This is a genomic window from Micromonospora sp. A200, from assembly GCF_029893845.1.
Lineage (GTDB): Bacteria > Actinomycetota > Actinomycetes > Mycobacteriales > Micromonosporaceae > Micromonospora > Micromonospora purpureochromogenes.
In genome coordinates, this window is sequence record NZ_JARXXY010000007.1 from 75,351 (window position 1) to 94,537 (window position 19,187).

13 protein-coding genes and 1 pseudogene are annotated in these 19,187 nt (G+C 71.6%); 9 read left to right on the forward strand and 5 right to left on the reverse strand.

The genetic code is table 11. From position 1 onward, the window contains the following. Nucleotides 1–86: 86 nt before the first annotated feature. Nucleotides 87–989: a TAXI family TRAP transporter solute-binding subunit gene (locus M2302_RS09150; RefSeq protein ID WP_280837549.1), complete on the forward strand. Its 903-nt coding sequence runs from the start codon at nt 87–89 to the stop codon at nt 987–989. A 215-nt stretch (nt 990–1,204) separates the two neighbouring features. Here the strand turns inward: M2302_RS09150 and M2302_RS09155 are convergent. Together M2302_RS09155 and M2302_RS09160 are read right to left on the reverse strand one after the other, a co-directional pair. Next, nucleotides 1,205–2,563, reverse strand: a pseudogene (locus tag M2302_RS09155) (HAMP domain-containing sensor histidine kinase); the annotation flags it as partial. A gap of 10 nt (nt 2,564–2,573) precedes the next feature. Continuing rightward, a complete protein-coding gene (locus M2302_RS09160; RefSeq protein WP_088962950.1) occupies nt 2,574–3,230 on the reverse strand; it encodes a response regulator transcription factor in 657 nt (218 codons plus the stop codon). 134 nt (nt 3,231–3,364) lie between these two features. On the opposite strand from M2302_RS09160, the gene M2302_RS09165 reads away from it, so the two are divergent. Further along, a complete protein-coding gene (locus M2302_RS09165; RefSeq protein WP_280837480.1) occupies nt 3,365–3,835 on the forward strand; it encodes a DUF952 domain-containing protein in 471 nt (156 codons plus the stop codon). Here the strand turns inward: M2302_RS09165 and M2302_RS09170 are convergent. The 3 genes from M2302_RS09170 to M2302_RS09180 form a co-directional block, all read right to left on the reverse strand. Next, on the reverse strand, nt 3,763–5,505 hold the full coding sequence (locus M2302_RS09170; RefSeq protein WP_280837550.1) for a CDP-glycerol glycerophosphotransferase family protein: 1,743 nt from the start codon (nt 5,503–5,505) through the stop codon (nt 3,763–3,765). The two genes, M2302_RS09165 and M2302_RS09170, sit on opposite strands and share 73 nt — an antisense overlap. Before the next feature lie 234 nt (nt 5,506–5,739). Further along, nucleotides 5,740–7,824 carry a DUF6077 domain-containing protein gene (locus M2302_RS09175; RefSeq protein ID WP_280837481.1) on the reverse strand — a complete coding sequence of 695 codons (2,085 nt, stop codon included), beginning with the start codon at nt 7,822–7,824 and terminating at the stop codon, nt 5,740–5,742. Between the two features lie 170 nt (nt 7,825–7,994). After that, nucleotides 7,995–8,594, reverse strand: coding sequence for a TetR/AcrR family transcriptional regulator (locus M2302_RS09180; RefSeq protein ID WP_280837551.1), 600 nt, complete (start codon nt 8,592–8,594; stop codon nt 7,995–7,997). 216 nt (nt 8,595–8,810) lie between these two features. Between M2302_RS09180 and M2302_RS09185 the strand changes: the two genes are divergently transcribed. The 7 genes from M2302_RS09185 to M2302_RS09215 all read left to right on the forward strand — a co-directional run bounded on the left by M2302_RS09185 (nt 8,811) and on the right by M2302_RS09215 (nt 19,005). Next, a complete protein-coding gene (locus M2302_RS09185; RefSeq protein WP_280837482.1) occupies nt 8,811–9,704 on the forward strand; it encodes an ABC transporter permease in 894 nt (297 codons plus the stop codon). After that, nucleotides 9,697–10,515 carry an ABC transporter ATP-binding protein gene (locus M2302_RS09190; RefSeq protein WP_280837483.1) on the forward strand — a complete coding sequence of 273 codons (819 nt, stop codon included), beginning with the start codon at nt 9,697–9,699 and terminating at the stop codon, nt 10,513–10,515. The genes M2302_RS09185 and M2302_RS09190 overlap by 8 nt, the downstream gene beginning before the upstream one ends. A 111-nt stretch (nt 10,516–10,626) precedes the next feature. Then, entirely contained in the window at nt 10,627–12,138 is a 1,512-nt protein-coding gene (locus M2302_RS09195; protein ID WP_280837484.1) for a bifunctional cytidylyltransferase/SDR family oxidoreductase, read from the forward strand. A gap of 27 nt (nt 12,139–12,165) precedes the next feature. Next, nucleotides 12,166–13,881 (forward strand): CDP-glycerol glycerophosphotransferase family protein, encoded by a 1,716-nt coding sequence (locus M2302_RS09200; RefSeq protein WP_280837552.1) that lies wholly within the window; start codon nt 12,166–12,168, stop codon nt 13,879–13,881. A 732-nt stretch (nt 13,882–14,613) separates the two neighbouring features. Beyond that, entirely contained in the window at nt 14,614–15,387 is a 774-nt protein-coding gene (locus tag M2302_RS09205) for a maleylpyruvate isomerase N-terminal domain-containing protein (protein ID WP_280837485.1), read from the forward strand. A gap of 138 nt (nt 15,388–15,525) precedes the next feature. Continuing rightward, on the forward strand, nt 15,526–15,918 hold the full coding sequence (locus M2302_RS09210) for a hypothetical protein (protein ID WP_280837486.1): 393 nt from the start codon (nt 15,526–15,528) through the stop codon (nt 15,916–15,918). A 1,875-nt stretch (nt 15,919–17,793) separates the two neighbouring features. After that, a complete protein-coding gene (locus M2302_RS09215; protein ID WP_280837487.1) occupies nt 17,794–19,005 on the forward strand; it encodes a helix-turn-helix transcriptional regulator in 1,212 nt (403 codons plus the stop codon). The last annotated feature ends 182 nt before the right edge of the window (nt 19,006–19,187 follow it).

Consider the following 19,187-nt stretch of genomic DNA (forward strand, 5'->3'; position numbering starts at 1 on the left):
GCGGTGCGCGGCGCAGAGTGCTGCGCGTGAGCCGTTGCTGGTCTGTCCCCGGCCGGCGGCGTGCCGCCGCCTCGGCGGCGCTGCTGATGCTGCTGCTCGTGTCGACGGGCGGGCTGGGCGCCTGCCGCGATTCCCCGCCCGAGCCGGTGCCGATCCGGATCGCCACCGGCAGCGCGACGGCCGTGTACCACGCCTTCGGGCAGTCGCTGGCCGCCATCCTCAACCGGGAGCTGCCCGAGGTGCGGGCCAGCGTGGTGGTCACCGCCGCCTCCGCCGAGAACATGCGGCTGGTCGGCGCGGGTGCGGCCGAACTCGGCTTCACCCAGGCCGACGTGCTGCCCACCGGCCCCGCCTCGCACCCGTCGGTGCTCGCGGTGGCCCGGGTCTACGACGACCTGCTGCACCTGGTCACCACCGCCGGCGGCCCGGTCCGGACGGTCGCCGACCTGCGCGGGCGGCGGGTGTCGGTGGGCGCGGCGGGCTCCGGCACCGAGGTCACCGCGACCCGGCTGCTGGAGGTGGCCCGACTCGGCGGCGACCGGGTCCAGCAGAAGCACCTCAACCTGGACGACTCGGTGGCCGCGCTGCGGGCCGGTGAGATCGACGCGTTCTTCTTCTCCGGCGGGCTGCCGGTGCGCGCGGTGCGCGAGCTGACGGCCGACTCGGCCACCCGGGTCGTCGACCTCGGCGAGTGGACCGAGCCGCTGCGCCGCAGTTACCGCGAGGTGTACGTGTCGCGGGACATCCCGCGCTCGGTGTACCACCTCGACCCGGTCACCACGGTGGCCAACCCGAATTACCTGATCGTCCGGGCGGACCTGCCGGAGCCGCTGGTGCGGGAGGTGACCCGGCTGCTGATGGAGCGCCGGGCCGAGCTGGCCGCGGCCCATCCGGCGGCCGGCCGGATGAGCCCCCGCTCGGCGATCGCCACCGCGCCGCTGCCGCTGCACCCGGGCGCGGCGGGCTGGTACCGCTCCGTCAAACCCTGACCCGCTCAGGTCCCGGCCGGCGCCCCGTCGACGCCCACGTCTTCGGCGGGGTGCCCCGGGCCCGCCTGCTTCGGCACCGGGGCGTCCGCCGGGGTGGGCCCGGTGGCGGCCAACGCCGGTGGCCGGTCGACCGGGCCCGGTGGTGGGTCGTCGGGGGCGGGGCCGTCGGGGGCGGCGGGCGATCCCTCGGCGCCGCTGGTCGAGCCGTCCCACGGGGCCGGGAACCACAGCTCCGCGACCAGGCCGCGGGGCTCCCCCGCCCGCATGGTCAGTCGCCCGTCGGAGGCGTCCACCAGCACCGCGACGATGGTCAGCCCGAGCCCCGCGCCGTCGATGTTCTGCGCGTCCGGCGCCCGCCAGAACCGCTCGGTGGCCTGGTCCAGCTGGCCCGGCGTCATGCCCGGCCCGGTGTCGCGTACCTCCAGGGCGGTGCCGCCGTCGGCGTACCGGACGGTGACGGTGACCTCTCCCCCGGCCCCGCTGAACTTCACCGCGTTGTCGATCAGCGCATCGAGGGCCTGGTCGACGGCGGTGGGCACGGTCCTGGCGTACGCCGGGCCACCGGCGCGCAGCCGGAGGGCCACCGAACGGTGCCGGGCCAGCGGCTCCCACGCGGCGACCCGCGAGGCGGCGACCTCCGCCGCGTCCACGGTCACCCGCTGGTTCTCCTCCCGCTCCGCCCGGGCCAGGGTGAGCAGGGCGTCGAGCACCAGCGCCAGCCGGTCGGTCTCCTCCAGCGCGAGCCGGTGCTCGGCGCGGCCGTCCGGGTCGGTCAGGCTCGGCCCCAGCTCCTCCACCCGCAGCCGCAGCGCGGTCAGCGGGTTGCGGAGCTGATGGCTGGCGTGGGCGACGAACGCGCGCTGCCGGTCCATCACGTCGGAGACCGCGTCGGCCATGTTGTTGAAGCTGGCCGCGAGGCGGCGCAGCTCGGGCGGGCCCAGCCGGTGCTGCACCCGCGCTCCCCCGTCGCCCTCGGCGATCTCGTGGGTCACCGCGTCCAGCTCGGTCACCGGTCGCAGCACCCAGCCGGCCAGCCCGAACGCGGTGGAGACGCAGGCCAGCACGGCGAGCAGGCCGATCCCGGCCAGCAGCAGCCACCAGACCGTCACCGTGCGCCGGACCTTGCCGGCCGGGGTGGCGGTGACCACCGCGCCGAGCACCTCGCCACCGTCGTTGATCGGCACCGCCACCACCAGCGGGCCGTCCACCCACGGCCAGACCGCCTCCGGCCCGCTGAACTGCTGGCCCGCCAGGGCCGTGTCGCGCGCCGTCTCGGCGTCCCGGCCGGCGCGCCAGTCGGGCGACACCACCACGGTACGGCCGTCCCGGTCGACCACCGCCGCGCCGATGCCGTACAGCTCCTCGTAGGCGGCCAGTTCGCCGCTGAGTGGTCCGGGCACGCCGCCGCGCAGCGCCGGCCCGGCCAGCGAGGCGAACCGGGTCGCGTCGGCGAGCCGGTCGGCGCGGACCCGGTCGGTCTCCCGGGAGGCGAGGGTGGCCGCCAGCGGGGTCTCCAACGCCAGCAGCACCAGCACCATCAGCAGCAGGTAGCTGATCACCAGTCGGCGACGCACCGGCCGCCCCTCACTCGCCGCGGAGCCGGTAGCCGACCCCGCGCACGGTCTCGACCAGCCGGGGCTCGCCGAGCTTGCCGCGCAGCGAGCCCACGTGCACCTCGACGGTGTGCCGGTCGGCCCAGGTGGTGCCCCAGACGTCCAGCAGGATCCGGTCCCGGGGCACCGCGACGCCGGGCTGGCGGGCCAGCGAGAGCAGGATGTCGAACTCCTTGCGGGTCAGCGCCACCGGCCGCCCGGCGACGGTGACCGTACGGCCGGCGACGTCGATGCGCACGGCGCCGGCCTCGATCAGGTCCCGCTCCGGCACGGTGTGCGACGCGCGGCGCAGCACCGCCTCTATCCGGGCCTGGAGTTCCACCATCGAGAACGGCTTCACCACGTAGTCGTCGGCGCCCAGCCGCAGGCCGAGCACCCGGTCGCGTTCCTCGCCCCGGGCGGTGACCGCGATGATGCCGAGCTGGCTGCTGCGCCGGCGCAGCTCCCGGCAGACCTCGGTGCCGTCCCCGTCGGGCAGGGTCAGGTCCAGCAGCACCAGGTCGCAGGGGGCGGCGGAGAGGGCCGCGGCGACGGTGGCCGCGTGCTCGACCTCGTACCCGCGCCGGGTCAGCGCCGAGGAGAGGGCGGCGGCCACCCGACGGTCGTCCTCGACCAGCAGGATGCGCACGGGTGACCCCCCAATTCGTCGTACGGATGACGTGCGAATGGTGGCAGAAGAGCGCGACGGGCGGGAGGCCCGGTCCGGCCACCGGACAGCTCGACCGGCCCCGGGGCCGCCGGAGCGGGCCGTACGCTGCCGTCATGATCTACAAACTGGTGACCCTCGACGAGTGGGCGCGGGCCGGGGTGGACGGGTACGTCCCCGCCTCGGCCCTGGACCGCCAGGACGGGTTCCTGCACCTGTCGGCGGCGGACCAGATCGTGGAGACCGCCCGGCGGCACTACGCCCGGGCCACCGGGCTGGCCCTGCTCACGGTCGACCCGGACCTGCTCGGCGACGACCTCCGCTGGGAGCCGTCCCGCGACGGCGCCTGGTTCCCGCACCTGTACGGCGCGCTGCCGCTGGCGGCGGTCACCGGCGTCGCGGAACTGCCGGCGGACGTGCCCCGCCGCCGAGGCGGTGGCCGACCTTTTGCGCTGAGCCGGCAGCCGACGAGGCCCGGGACGAGTCGTCGTCCCGGGCCTCGTGGTGTGCTGGGTCAGCGGCAGAGCCGCCCGATCTCCTCGGAGAACCGGTCCATCGGGTTCGCCTCGGCCGGGCCGAGCAGGTAGGTCTTCAGCTCGCGCCGGGCCTCGGTCATCGGGTCGTCGCCGGTGCGGGTGAGCGCGAGGATCTTCTCCAGTTCGCCGCAGTCGACCGAGAGCAGGTACGCCGCCCGCGAGGTCGGGAACTCCCGGCGGAACTCGTCCTCGGGCAGCCCGCTCGGGTTGGCGACCACGTACGGCCGCTGGCTCTGCACGAAGTCGGAGACCACGCTGGACACGTCGCTGACCAGCAGGTCGGTCTGGTTGAAGCAGTCGAACAGCGCCGGGACGCGGCCGGTGACCACCCGGTGGCCGGGGCCGTCCAGCGAGGTGGCGTCGACGTCGCCGCCGGCCGCCCGGACCAGCGACACGATCCGCTCGTGCGCGGCCTTGGCCTCCTTGGAGCGGGAGCCGGTCAGCGGGTGCGGCTTGTAGATCAGGCGGACCGCGGGCGAGGTGGCCAGCAGTCCCTTGACGATCCGCTCGCCCATCAGCACCACCGAGGTGTGGTACGGGTCGTCGTCCAGCCAACCCTCCCAGGTGGGGGCGTAGAGGACGGTGAACGGCCGGTCCTCGGTGCGCGCGCCGAAGGTGTGCACGCCGGCGAGCTGCGGCCGTCCGATCTCGACGATGTCCTCGTCGCGTACGCCGACACCGGCCCGGGCGTAGCGCTCCCGGCCGGCGAGGCCGGCGACCCACACCTCGTCGTACACCTTGCTGTAGGGGTTGACGCTGGCCTGCTTGTCGCTGTCGCCGTGCCCGACGAAGACGTGCTTCATGCCCGGCTCGCGGAGCAGGTGGATGTTCGCGCCGACGTTCGCGGCGTAGAGCGCGGCGCGGACGGTGCCCAGTTCGAGGTTCATGAAGTCGACCCCGGCCGGTACGCAGACCACCGGCAGCCGGGTGTCGGCCAGCTCGAGGAAGGCCTCCTTGCTGCGCATCAGCACGATGCCGCGCTGGTTCAGCGCCTCGGTCGGGGCCAGCCACATGTTGGCCTGGTAGACGTCCTTGGCGGGGCCGGCGAAGTAGAGCGCCACCTCGGGCCGGTAGCTGTCCAGCCAGCGCTGGAGCACCGGCAGCACCGGGCTCTTGCCGGTGCCCCGGCCGCGCAGCCAGGTCAGCGCGATGATCCCGCCGACCGCCGCGGCGGCGACGACGGCCACCGCGCCGACGACCAGGACCGGGGTGACGTCTTCCTGGACCGCGGCCACCACGGCGGCCGGGATCAGCAGCACGTTCGCCACCGCCAGCGGGACGCCGGCGAGGTCGGACGCCCACTGCGGCGGGCGCGGCGCGGACCGGATCGGGCCCAGCTCGATGTTGCGGACCAGCGCGGAGATCGGGTTACGGCGGTCGATCATCGTGTTGAGCGCGCCGGAGAAGACCGCGATCACCCACACCGCGGCCGGCAGGATCAGCAGCCAGGTCACCTCGATCGCGGTCAGCCGGACGGTCGCGGCGACCAGCAGCACCGTGGCCAGGTCGCGGCTGAGCTGCCGGTAGCCCCGGTTGAGGCCGACCTTCTCCAGCAGGAGGTCCGACGGCGGCGACCACCGGGAGAGGGCGAACTCACCGACGACGGCGGCCAGCCCGGCCACGGCGAAGACGGGCACCCAGCCGAGGGCGCCCGCGACGAGCATGACCAGGTAGGACAGCACCAGCAGCGCGCCACGGGCGGCGACGCCGGTGCGTTCCATAAACGTGCCGAACAACGGTTACGCTCCTATGAGATCGATGACGGGCATTGCCCGTGTCGTCGACGTCACGCCGCGACGTGGGTGGTATTTCCCGCGCCGTGTCCGGTTCGACCCGGCTGCGGGTGACTGCGACCTTAACGCGAGTGGATGCCCCGGCGTCGCTCGGGTGTCGGGAACGATCATCGTCGCCGCGACCCGGGCCGGCGCGCCGCCGGGGCGTGGGTGTCGGATTGCTCAGGCGGCCGGTCGGTAGCAGGTCATCGCCCCCGGCCCCTTGCGCGCGGCAAACTCCTCAAAGCCGAGGTCGACCACGGTGTCGCGGGCGTACCGGTTGCTGTTGTAGACGCAGATGGTGCCCACGCCGACCCGCCGCACCGCCGTGGCCACCTCGTCCTTCGGGGGCTGGATCCGGCCGTCGGCGAACCTGGCGAGCAGCAGCCGGTCCTTGGCGAAGTCCGAGTTGAGGTCGTACTCGACCAGGTAGAAGTCGCGCGGCAGGACCACCCGGACCTCGCTGGTGACGATCAGCGAAGTCCGCATGATCACCGACGGGGCGAGCAGGAAGCCGTCCGGCCGGTCCTGGTCCTTGATCCAGAACGCGATCTTCTGCCGCTGCTGGGGCAGCTTCCAGGTGGGCCGGTCGTGCGTCTGCACCCAGCTCACCGGAGACCACATCGGAGTCGCCCAGAGCGCGAAGCAGGCGACCATCGCCGCCGCGAGCACGGCCCCGACCGCGCCGCGCAGCAGCGGCGCGGGTGACGGAACGTCCACCGTGCAGAGCAGGCCGATCAGCGCCGGCAGGGCCAGCAGCCAGGGCACCCGCCAGAGCACCACGGAGATGCCGCTGAGATCGCCCAGCACCTCGAGCACGCCGGGGACCAGCAGCACGCTCATCGTCAGGGTGGCGCCGGCGGCCAGCAGCGCCGGGGTGCGGCGCCGGGCCAGCAGCGGGCCGCACCAGAGCGCCAGGCCGCTGATCACGCCGACGATCCCCACCAGCAGCGTCCGCCGGTAGGTGTACTCGGCGTCGAAGAAGGCGTCGTCCGCGCCGGTCGCGGTCATCCCGCCGAGCACCAGCCGGGACACCACGATCGCCCCGACCGGGTACGCGATGGCGGCCACCCCGCCGATCAGGGCGTCCTTCCAGCGGCCGACCAGCAGCATGGCCAGCCCCGCCGCGCCGACCAGCAACGGCAGGATGATCGCCGAGGTGGTGGTCAGGCCGGCGGCGGTCACCGACAGCGCGAAGACCAGCAGCAGTGACCGGCGCGAGCGGGTGTCGAACCACTCGGTCAGGTAGAGCCACATCAGCGGGATGACCGCCGAGACGAACATGCCCTTGCCCTCGTAGAGCCGGGGCAGGTGGAAGGTGCCCAGCGCGGCGTCCGCCCCGGCCACCAGATATAGGTAGGCGACGGCGACGCTGAAGGCGAGCACCGGGCGGCGGGGCGCCCACCGGTGGACCAGCCGCCAGAGCGCCAGGATGGCCAGCACGGCCAGCGCCGGCAGCAGCACGTACCAGGTCGCGGAGGCGCCGTGGATGCCGAGCACCCGGCCGAGCGCGCCGGCGAACACCTCGATGGAGGGGGTCGGCGGCTGCGAGCCCATCGCCGGGGCGACGTTCTCGGTGAAGAGGAAGTCGTTGAGCGGGACGATGTCGCGCTCGGCCACCCAGACCGACTTGCCGACGTAGTAGACGTCGTCGGGGGTGTTGCGGGCGATGAACAGCGAGGAGATCGCCACCCCGACCGAGACCAGCAGCGCGTACGCCGACTGGAGCGCGGTCGGCGCGGGCGCCGCCGGCTCCGGCGCGGGCCCGGCCAGCCAGGCCCGCCGGGTCAGCAGCATCGCGCCGACGGCCGCGACCATCCCGGCGGCGGCCGGCACCCACCAGGAGATGCCGTCGCCGGCCGGCGTGCCGGCCAGGCCGGCGGTGATCGCCGCCACGGCGGCGGCCGCCACCACCGGCAGCACCCAGCGGCGCGGGTGAGCCGCGGGGGCCGGGCCGGGCGCCACCGGCGTCGACGCGGCGGCCGGGCCGCTGCGCCGCCAGGCGCGCACCCCCGCCCAGCCGGCCAGCAGGACGCCGGACGCCACCCAGATCAGGAAGGTCACCGACGGGCGGAGGCTGAACAGGAACGCGGCGTGGTAGAGCACGGTCCACAGGGCGAAGCCGACCACGCCCGCGTCGGTGACGGCGGCGGGCGCCGCCGCGATCAGCGCGGACAGCCGGCGCCGATCGGGCGCCTGCGGGCTCTCGCGAGACGCGTCCGGCGGGGCGGAACGCTCCTCGACGGCAACGTGGTCGGCGTTCGACACGGGTCGTCCTTGTCGTTGTGTGGGCGATGTGCGCGACAGGCATGCGGCGGGCGGCGCCACCGGGGCGGCCCGGCTCCGGTCCGGGTTGCAGAGTAGCCGGAACCACCTTTTTGTGATGTCCGACAGGTGGCGTGGCGGTGACGCGTCGGGGCTCACTCGTGTCTTCCGGGTCAGCCGGACACCGGCGCCTCGCGCTGGCGGGGCAGCGTCGGTTCGGCGCCGAGGCCGGCCGCGACCGCCTCGGCGAGGGTGTCGAGGTAGGTGTCGGTGAGCGGGGTGCGGGCGATGGCGAGCCGCCAGTAGAGCGGCCCCACGATCAGGTCGACCGCGGCGTCCGGGTCGGTGCCGGCCGGCAGCTCGCCGCGCTCGATCGCCCGGCCGATGAGCTGGCCGCCGATCTCCTGCTGCTTGCCCCGGAGCACCTGCTGCAGGGTCTGGTCGATGGTCGGGTTGCGGGCCGCCTCGGCGAGCAGGTCGGGGATGATCTGCGAGGCCAGCGGGTGGCTCAGCGCGTGCGCCATCACCTGGAACAGCAGCGCCAGGTCGCCGCGGAGGGTGCCGGTGTCCAGCGCGGGCAGCTTGCTGCCGGCGGCGGCGACCACGTTTTCCAGGACCAGTTCGAGCTTGGAACTCCACCGCCGGTAGATGGCCGTCTTGCTGACCCCGGCCCGGCGGGCGACCGCCTCGATCGAGAGCCGGCCGTAGCCGACCGCGGCGAGCTCCTGCATCAGCGCGCGCCGGATGGCCTTCGTGATGTCGCCCCGGAGCACCGCGGCGCCGGCCGGCGTACGCCTCTTCTCGCTGGTCATCGGGGACCTTCCGCAGCTGTCACGTGGGCCAATGTACCGCAACGACGGTACGGTTGCGTCCCGACGTGTTTTGGACTACCGTCCACGCAGCGACGAGGCGGCCTCCGCGAACAGCTCCCCCGTAAGATTCCATCGTCGCGAGCATCCCGTTGGCACGAAAGATCGGAGTGCCCTTCCATGGCCGACACCGCGCTGGTCGACCCCGAAACGGGCCTGACCCAGGCGCAGCTGGCCGCCCGGCACGGACTACGGGTCGCCGGTGAGCGCCCTTCCCTGGCCGAATACAGCCGCCGGCTGTGGTCCTACCGGCACTTCATCGCCGCGTACGCCAACGCCAAGCTCGTCGCGTCGTACAGCAACGCCAAGCTGGGTCAGGTCTGGCAGGTGCTGACCCCGCTCACCAACGCCCTGGTCTACTACCTGATCTTCGGGATCGTGCTCGCCCAGAACCAGATCCCGAACTTCATCGCGTACCTGACCACCGGGCTGTTCATCTTCAACTTCACCCAGAGCGCGGTGCTGGCCGGCACCCAGTCGATCAGCGGCAACCTCGGGCTGATCCGGGCGCTGCACTTCCCCCGGGCCAGCCTGCCGCTGGCCGCCACGGTCACCCAGTTCCAGCAGCTGCTGGCCTCGATGGTCGTGCTGGTCGGGATCGTGCTGGCGACCGGCGAGCCGATCACCCTCAAGTGGTTGATGGTGGTCCCGGCGCTGCTGCTCCAGGCGATCTTCAACGCCGGCATCGTGATGCTGGTCGCCCGGATGGGCTCGAAGGCCAGCGACCTGAAGCAGGTCATGCCCTTCATCCTGCGCACCTGGATGTACGGCTCCGGCGTCCTCTACAGCGTCAGCCTCTTCGAGCGGCTGCCGGGCTGGGCGACGACCGTGGTCCAGTTCAACCCGATGCTGGTCTACATCGAGCTGGCCCGCTACTCCCTGCTCGAGCAGGCGCCACTGCTCAACGAGTCGCTGGCCCAGCTCTGGCTGGTCGGCGCGGCGTGGGCGGTGCTGGCGGGTGTCGGGGGCTTCATCTACTTCTGGCGCGGCGAACAGGAGTACGGCCGTGGTTGACCACTTCGAGGCGTCCAACGACGTCACCGTCACGCTGCCCCGGCTGACGGAGCGGATCCCCACCGTGGTGGTGGACGACGCGCACGTGATCTACCGGGTGCACAAGGGTGCCGGTGGGGGCAGCACGCCGGTGGCCGCGCTGCGGCGGCTGGTGAAGCGGTCCTCCGCACCGAACATCCAGGAGGTGCACGCGGTCAAGGGGGTCTCCTTCACCGCGTACCGGGGCGAGGCGATCGGACTGATCGGCAGCAACGGCTCCGGCAAGTCCACCCTGCTGCGCACCATCGCCGGCCTGCTGCCGGTGAACCGGGGCGCGGTCTACACCCAGGGCCAGCCCTCGCTGCTCGGCGTGAACGCCGCCCTGCTCAACGACCTGTCGGGTGAGCGGAACGTCACGCTCGGCTGCCTGGCCATGGGCATGCACCCGGACGACGTGGCCCGGATGACCCCGGAGATCATCGAGTTCTCCGGGATCAACCAGCGGGGCGACTTCGCCAGCCTGCCGATGCGGACGTACTCCTCCGGCATGGCGGCCCGGCTGCGCTTCTCCATCGCGGCCGCCAAGAAGCACGACGTGCTGCTGATCGACGAGGCGCTCGCCACCGGCGACAAGGGCTTCCGCAAGCGCAGTGAACAGCGGGTCCGCGAGCTACGGGAGGGCGCCGGCACGGTGTTCCTGGTGAGCCACCAGCTCTCCTCGATCCGGGACACCTGTGAACGGACGATCTGGCTGGAATCGGGCGTGCTGCGGATGGACGGGCCGACCGACGAGGTCATCCGGGCATACGAGGCGTTCTCGAACGGTAAGTAACATCCCGGACCGCGTCGCCCCGTTGGGACGGCGCGGTCCGCGTTAAGGTTCAACCCGCCGCCACTCGGGCGCAATCTTTCATTCAGGCATTCCTGGAAGTGAGGATCGGCAATGACGCAGGACCACACCACTGGCCCGGACGCCACACCGGAGACCCCGGCGCCGTGGCGGCCCTCGCGGACGGTGGCGGTGGTGCTGGCCGGTGGCACCGGGACCCGGCTCGGCCTGGGCATCCCGAAGCAGCTGCTGAAGATCGCCGGTAAGCCGATCATCGAGCACACCCTGGCCGTCTTCGAGGCCGCGGCGGAGATCGACGAGATCATCGTGCTGATGGCCACCGGCCACGTCGCCGACGCCCAGCAGATCGTCGACAAGGCCGGCTTCCGCAAGGTCAGCAAGGTGATCGAGGGCGGCGACACCCGCAACGCCACCACCCGGATCGCCCTGGACGCGGTCGGCGAGGGCGACGTCAACATCCTCTTCCACGACGCGGTCCGGCCGCTGGTCAGCGCCCGCATCGTGCGCGAGTGCGTGAATGCGCTCTGGACCTACTCCGCGGTCGACGTGGCGATCCCCTCGGCCGACACGATCATCCAGGTCGACGAGAACGAGTGCATCACCGACATCCCGGTCCGCGCCACGCTGCGCCGTGGCCAGACCCCGCAGGCGTTCCGCTCCGGCACCATCCGGGAGGCGTACCGGCGGGCCGAGGGTGACCCGGACTTCGCCGCCACCGACGACTGCGGCGTGGTGCTGCGCTACCTGCCCGGCACGCCGATCAAGGTGATCGACGGCTCGGACGAGAACATCAAGGTCACCCACCCGGTCGACGTGCACCTGGCGGACAAGCTCTTCCAGCTCGCCGCCGCCCAGGCGCCCCGGCTGACCGACCACCGCAGCTACACCGAGGAGCTGGCCGGCCGCACGATCGTCATCTTCGGCGGCAGCTACGGCATCGGCCACGACCTGGCCGAGCTGGCCCGCCGCTACGGCGCCCAGGTCTTCCCGTTCAGCCGCTCCTCCACCGGCACCCACGTCGAGCGCGCCGAGGACGTCGAGGCCGCGCTGAAGACCGCCTTCGAGGCCACCGGCCGGATCGACCACGTGGTGGTCACCGCCGGCATCCTGGAGAAGGGCTCGCTGACCGACATGGACCAGGAGACGATGGACCGGGTGCTCCAGGTCAACTTCGTCGGCCCGGTCATCGCCGCCCGGCAGTCCCTGCCGTACCTGCAGCAGACCAAGGGTCAGCTGCTGCTCTACACGTCCAGCTCCTACACCCGGGGCCGGGCCCAGTACGCCCTCTACTCCGCCACCAAGGCGGCCCTGGTCAACCTGACCCAGGCGCTGGCCGACGAGTGGGCCGAGTTCGGCGTACGGGTCAACTGCATCAACCCGGAGCGCACCGCCACCCCGATGCGCACCAAGGCCTTCGGCGAGGAGCCCGAGCACACGCTGCTCGCCGCCGAGACGGTGGCCCAGTCCTCACTGGACGTGCTGATCTCCGACCTGACCGGCCAGGTGATCGACGTACGCCGGGCGCCGGGCGAGCCGGCCCCGGTGCCGGCACAGCCCACCGCCGCCGACCAGGACCGGCTGGCCAGCGGCGTCGACGCCGGCTGACCCGCGACCCGGAGGCGAGTGGGCGACATGCGTGGTGACCTGGTCAGGAAACTGATCGCGCGGTGCCTGACCACCGGTCTGGCCGTGGTCGCGTTCCTGGTGGTGGCGCTGACCGGCGCCACCGGCTGGGGTCTGGCGCTGGCGGTGGCCGCGCTCGTCGCGGCCACGGCGGAGCGCCGGGTCCGCCCGGGCGCCGACATCAGCGCCGAGTCGGTGCTGCTCGCCGCCGGGATCCTGGTCGGGTACGCCCGCCGGCTCGACGGCGGCTTCGACCCGGCGCTGGTGCTCACCGCGCTGGCGCTGCTCGGCGTGGTGCTGCTGGTCGGGCCGCTGCGCGACGCCGGCGACCTGGAGATCCGGGCATGCAACCTGCCGGTGCGCACCTGGACCCCGCTGGTCGCCGCGCGACTCGGCGGCGCGCTGCTGGCCCTGCTGGGGGTGGTGGCGGTGTGCGCCGCGCTCGCCCTGCCCGCCGTCGTCGCGCTGGCCGCCAGCCTGCTGGTGGCCGGCGCCTGCGCGGCGGTCGGGCTCGACCTGGCCCGCCGGCGGTTCCGGCCGGCGGCGGGCGGCGGGCCGGTCGCCCGGGCGCTGCGGGCGCACCAGCCGGAGTTCCTGCTCTACTTCTCCGCTCCCCCCGGCTCCGAGTACCAGGTCACCATGTGGCTGCCGTACCTGGAGCGGCTCGGCCGGCCGTTCATGGTGCTGCTGCGGGAGCCGGAGTTCCTGCCGACGGTCGCCGCCGCGACGAGCGCCCCCGTCGTCTACTGCCCGACGCTCAAGGCGATGGACGACACGCTGGTGCCGAGCCTGCGGGTGGCGTTCTACGTCAACCACGGCGCGAAGAACAGCCACTGCATCCGGTTCTCCCAGCTCACCCACGTGCAGCTGCACCACGGCGACAGCGACAAGGCGCCGAGCGCCAACCCGGTGTCGGCGATCTTCGACCGGATCTTCGTGGCCGGTCCGGCCGCCGTCGAACGGTACGCCCGCGCCGGCGTGGAGATCCCGGCGGAGAAGTTCGTCGTGGTCGGCCGCCCGCAGGTCGAGGCGATCGAGGTACGCACCGAGCCGGTCACCGGCCTGGCGCACCCGACCGTGCTCTACACCCCGACCTGGACGGGGCACCACGCCGACGCCAACTACTGCTCCCTGCCGGTGGCCGAGACGCTGCTGCGCCGGCTGCTGGACCGGGGGGCGACGGTCATCCTGCGGGCCCACCCGTACACCTCGCAGAACCCGGCCTCGGCCCGGCAACTGGCCCGGCTGACCGAGCTGCTGGCGGCCGACCGGGCCGGCACCGGCCGGCAGCACCTGTGGGGGGCCGCGGCGAGCCGGGAGCTGTCCCTGGTCGAGTGCGTCAACCGGGCGGACGCCCTGGTCTCCGACGTCTCCGGGGTGATCTCCGACTTCCTCTACTCCGGCAAGCCGTACGCGGTGACCGACATGGGAGTGGACGGCGACGACTTCGTGGCGCGGTTCCCCCTCGCCGGCTCCGGCTACGTGCTGCGGCGGGACATGTCCAACGTGGACGACGTGCTGACCCAGCTGCTGGACACCGATCCGCTGGCCTCGGCCCGGTGGGAGACCCGCCGCCGCTACCTCGGCGACTTCCCCGCCGACTCGTACGCCGAGGGGTTTCTCGAGGCGGCCCGGCGCGAGCTGGAGCCGGGTTGGGAGCCCCCGTCGCCCCGCGCCGCCGACGCGGTGGCGCAGGAGGGGTCATCCCTCTCCCCCACCGCCTGAACGTCGGCCCGGGGCGCGTCCACCGGCTCCGGTCCGGCTAGTCCAGCGCGCCTTCGGTCAGATGCCGATGGCGAAGACCAGATCATGCTGGAGCTGAGAGCCGGCGCGACTGCTCCCTAGAACGAGGCACTTATGGGCACGGATGAGAAGGAGATATCCCTACGGGCCTTCTTGCGGTCGTTGCCTTCAAAAGCGGTCTGGATGCTGTTGGCGCCTGGTCGCCGCCGCCCCCCAAACCTCTGCGCGCCCACCTGACCAAGGTCAGCGCTGCCGTGCTGGTCAGCCGCTGCGCTGCGCTGACCTACGACCCGGCCAGACTTCACGAACCGGAGCACGCCACCGCGGCAGCCCTGGTCGGGCTCGCCCGCCGGATCACGGCCCTCACCGAGGAGATCACCGCCCTCGAGTCGCGTCAGGCTCCGGCATTTGGCCCCGCTTCCGGTAATTCGTCACGGTCGCCACCTTGACGCCTAGGTATGCGGCTACGTCGGAGGTTGTCCACCACTCCGCGGTCGGGTCTGGGCCAGTTCCCACGGCTTCATTCTGGCATCAAAGGCCCTGTGCACGTCGAAGCCGGCTGCCAGCGCTAGCTGGGAAACCCACAAGCGGCATATGTGGAGCAGTGCGCGGAGTTTCAGGACGGCTTCGGCGCCGGCGCTCCGCCCGGCTGTCGACGCGTTCGTCCGACAAATTCGCTACCCGGCGGCCGGAGCGCAGTGATACACAACCGAGGTGCAAAACATTTTGGAGTTCCCCGAGGTCCTGCGGCTGATCGAAGACCGCTCGGCCGCGTTCCGCGCCGCGATCGCGTCCGCCCCCGACCTTGACGTCCAGGTCCCGACCTGCCCGGACTGGACGCTGCGCGAACTGGCGCAGCACCTCGGCGACGGCCGCCGCCGCCAGGCCGCCATCATCGCGGCGGGCCCGGGCGCTGAGCCCCCGGCGAGGACGGACCCGAAGGGTGCCCCGACCGCGCCCCGCGACCGCGAAGCCCTGGACGCCTGGCTCGCCGAGTCGACCGAGCTCATGCTCGACGCGATGCGCGAGGCCGGCCCGGACCGCGGCTGCTGGACCTGGTGGGGCCGCTCGCAGGCCCCGGAGACCAGCGGAGCCGTGGCCCGGCACCAGATCCAGGAGATCGCCGTCCACACCTACGACGCCCAGCTCACCCAGGGGGCCGCACAGCCGCTGCCGACGGACGTCGCGGTCGAGGGCGTCGACGAGTTCCTGACGACCGTCTCGGCGACGACCGTCCCCTGGCCGTTCAAGCCGGCGACCATCGACCTGCACACGACCGAGGGCCGCTCCTGGCGCCTGGCCCTCAACGCCGACGGCGTCCGCTGCGACGACCTCGCCGCCGACGCGGAGCCGGGCGACATGGCGATGCGAGGCGCAGCGAGCGAACTGGTCCTCTACTTCTACGAGCGCGTCCCGCTCGACGGCCTGGAGACCACCGGCGACACCGAGCCGATGGAGCAGCTCGCAGACTGGGACCCGAACGCGTAAAACGCGCACTTGTGACGCATCTGTCGGTTGTGCGCGCGCTCCTGCGGGCGCCACTGGGCCCGGGGTTAGCGCAGGGCCTCGCGGCCGATGCGGATCACCCGGCCGTGCACCTTGCGCAGGTAGGCGAGCAGTTTGCTGGTGGCGGCCGGCTATGGCTGGGGCCTGTACGTGGACCGTCGACAGGCAGTTGAGGCTGCTGAGGCCCAGACGGTGCTGGTGGCCTATCTGGAGCGGGTCCGCAACGAGGACTTCCATAGGGCCTACCTGCTGCTCTGCAGTGACGTGTTGGAGGGCTACTCCGAGGCCGAGCACGAGGAGTTCCTACGGAGTCGGCCACCGCTTGCGCGCTTTCGCCTCGGAGAGCCGGAACGACGATCGAGTCTCGACGGCACGTTCTTGGTCTACGGAGTCCGCCTGACATCGACTGACGGAGCAAGCCAGGTCAGCGGCTTTGCAGTCGCGCTGTACTCCGACCGTGACCCGCTGGTCTGCGACGCGTCCGACTGGCGCAGCGAGCGGGTGAGTGACTAACTGGGTGACGACCGGTGTGAGCGACCGTGGACTTCCTCGGACCGACGTGGACGGATTCCGCAGCTGCGCGCACGCGGCCATGCAGGTCAGCAAGCTGTGTTGGTTGCGTGGGGGTCAAGGGGTCGCAGTTGACATCCATAGGAGCATCGGGATAGCGGCAGGTGAGAGCGATGGGGCTGCTACCAACTCACTCCAGACCCTGTTCGGGCGCGAGAATGCGGTCCGCCAAATCCGCTGCATCAACTGCGCCATCGGGGTCAACGCTGATCGGAGTAGCTCGACCATCACTATGGATAAGCCAAGCAAGTACCGCCTCAGTTAGCGGCGTGCTGCCGTCGTACCCACTGTTCCAGTGGGCACGCCATCCACCCCCAGGTATGACGCCCACAACACGCTCTCCACGTTCCAAATGGGAGAAATCCGGCCAGCCGGTGACGGGTCGCAGCGCACCACGTTGAGGATCCACGACAAGCGCCACCCCAGTAGCCGGATCCCACGCCTCCACTGGTCGCATGCGTCCGCTCTCGGTCTCCGTCCCGGTAAAGATCGCCGTCCAACCAGTCGCACTGAAGTACCGCATTGATCAATTCTCGCACTACTGGTCCCTTCGCTGCCCTCCGCCGGCCGGGCGAGGCTGACGACCTGCGTACCGGACCGTCAGAAGCCACCTTGCCGGCGGCGGTGGATGTAGCCGCCGTCAGCGAGGAGTCAGCGAAAGGCATGACAACGACCGACAACCGCTGGCACAGGGGCACGCTGTCCCTGACTCCAACGCCAGTCGTTGCCATCGATCGGCCTGCGGCGACTACATCGAGCCGCCTTTGCAAGGCAGGGTTAGGGGTTCAAGCCGGAACCTCTCCCAGCGCCGCGCATGGGCTCCGCGTCTTGCCAAAAACTACTTCGACCTCGATGCCTTCTCAGGAACCTCGATGAGTCGGTCGAGGCCCTCGGTGCTCGGGATAGGCCGGCAGGCGTCGATGTAGCCGTAGGGCGACCTGCCACAACTCGTCGGCTACCTTAATCTCGGCCGACCGGTTGGGCCTAGCTCCGAGTGAGGATCGAGCCTCGCCGAAGATAGACCGGAACTCTGCTGCCTGCTGCGGCGCCAGGAGTACCGACGCGCCGCGCTGAGGCAACAACACGAAATAGGCAGATATCGCCCCGATCGCTGCCGATACTAAACCCAGGACCAGGGCCGCGATCCCAAGGACCAATCGGCTTGACGCCAGCAGGCGCACACCACCCACAAACACGCCGACACCCACGCCCGCAAGCGAGACAAATCCAACGACCAGCCATCGAGCTCGACGCCGCGTGGCGGGTGACTCAGGGATAGGAGGCGCGCCGGCTCGGCGGCTAACGTTCGGACGGAATACAACCATCCTTCCGTCCTCCCAGTGATGCCAGGCAAGATCTGGCAATCGCCCGTTCGATATCCCAGCGTCGGGGATTCCTCCCTGCATCATCCCCCCATCTTCTCCTGCTTCTCGCCATCAGACGTGGCCGTATGGTTGGGCTGGCCCCTGAAGGCGGCGAACCCGCCTCCCAAGCTGACCGTCGCCCTAGGTCAGCGCCACGGCCAAGCCGAGGCCGGAGGCAGCGACGAGGCAGCAAGCCCTTCGATCCAGGCCAGTACGACGCGTCAGAGGACGCTTCCCGCCAGGTGCTCACCGGCACAGCTCGACACCGATCGGCATGAGTCGACAACAGGTGTCCGGCTCCCCCCGACGGGGGTCAGCGCGAGACGGTCGACGAGTTGATAAGCCCGCATGTCGGTGCCGCGAAGGGTTACCCGGTGGGGAGCCCGTGGGTACCGTGGGGCACGACGGCGGTCGACAGGCCGGCGAGGCATCCCGCGCTACGAGGAGGTCCGGGATGGATCCCATGCCGGGGCTGACCTTTGGGCAGCGACTCAAGGTCTACCGTGAGCGCTCGGGCAAGACCCGCGCTGTGCTCGGGGGGCTAGTAGGCCGTAGCGCCGAGTGGGTCAAGGCCGTGGAGAGCGATCGCATCCTGCCGCCGCGTGTCCACATGCTCGATCGGATCGCCCGCGCCCTCAAGGTCGACGTGTCCGCCTTGATCGGGGAGTTGAGCGATCGATCTGGAGTCGTCAACGGGCCCGAGCATCCAGCACTCGCCTCGGTACGCGACGCCGTCAACCGCTTCGCGTTGTCCGACGACATGTCACCGCAACCGCTACAGCAGATCAAGGGCCGGCTCGCCGCAGCCTGGCGCGCCCGTCATCAGGCGTCAGACCATCGAACGGTGCTCGGCGCTCTGCTGCCGGATTTGGTCCGGGACGCTCAGCGCGCCGCGCTGACGTATGAGGGTGACGAGCGTCGTCAGGCTCAGGCGCTGCTTGCCGAAGTGCTCGGCCTGGCCCAGATGTTCCTTGCTTACCAGCCTGCCGCCGAGTTGCTGTGGCGCGTAGCTGACCGCGCGATGGTGGCGGCGCAGGAGTCGGGAGATCCGGAGGCGTTGGCCTGCGCGGGATGGTTCCTGTGCCAGGTTCACCGGGACGCCGGGGACTGGGACACCGGCATGGCGGTGACGCTCGACGTGGTCTCGGCGCTCAAACCCCGAACGACCGACGCGAACCCGAACCTGCTCGCTCTCTGGGGCGCCCTGAACTTTGAAGCTGCCTATACCGCCGCTCGGGCCGGTGAGGACGGTCGCGCCTGGCGGTACTGGGACCGTGCGGACCGGGTGGCGCAGCGGCTGCCGGAGAACTTCTACCAGCCGCAGACTTCGTTCTCGCGGGTCATCATGGGCGCCCACGCCGTGACCGTCGCCGTCGAGCTTCAGAAGTCCGGTGAGGCGGTGCGACAGGCCAATCGCCTTGACCCGGCGGCGATCCCATCGAAACCGCGCCGTGCCCGGCACCTGATCGAGGTGGCCCGCGGCCACTACGGCAAGGGCGACAACGAGGCCACTGTGGCGACTCTTCGTCAGGCATACGAGTCCGCGCCGGAGACGATCCGCTTCAACGGCTACGCCAGGCAGATCACCCTCGATCTACTGGACGGACCGCGCTCTTTGCGAGGCGATGTGCATGACCTCGCGCTGAAGGTCGGCCTCGTCGCCTGATCAAGGGGTACGAACCCTACCCATTCACGCCGACCACGCTGCGTACGTTCCTCCTCACGGGATGCGGCGGGCGGTGTGGATTGGCCTGGTCGCCGCGTCCCTCTCAACCCCCGGGGGCGAGACAGCGTGCCCTCGTGACTGACGAGGGAGATCCGGTGCGGCGCGTCTCGTACGAGGAGTAC

Bases quoted from the DNA above. Each gene is read 5' to 3' on its own strand.
- M2302_RS09150 (WP_280837549.1), top strand. From the start codon at position 87: ATGCTGCTGCTCGTGTCGACGGGCGGGCTGGGCGCCTGCCGCGATTCC.
- M2302_RS09165 (WP_280837480.1), top strand. From the start codon at position 3,365: ATGATCTACAAACTGGTGACCCTCGACGAGTGGGCGCGGGCCGGGGTG.
- M2302_RS09170 (WP_280837550.1), bottom strand. From the start codon at position 5,505: ATGGAACGCACCGGCGTCGCCGCCCGTGGCGCGCTGCTGGTGCTGTCC.
- M2302_RS09185 (WP_280837482.1), top strand. From the start codon at position 8,811: ATGGCCGACACCGCGCTGGTCGACCCCGAAACGGGCCTGACCCAGGCG.
- M2302_RS09195 (WP_280837484.1), top strand. From the start codon at position 10,627: ATGACGCAGGACCACACCACTGGCCCGGACGCCACACCGGAGACCCCG.
- M2302_RS09200 (WP_280837552.1), top strand. From the start codon at position 12,166: ATGCGTGGTGACCTGGTCAGGAAACTGATCGCGCGGTGCCTGACCACC.
- M2302_RS09215 (WP_280837487.1), top strand. From the start codon at position 17,794: ATGGATCCCATGCCGGGGCTGACCTTTGGGCAGCGACTCAAGGTCTAC.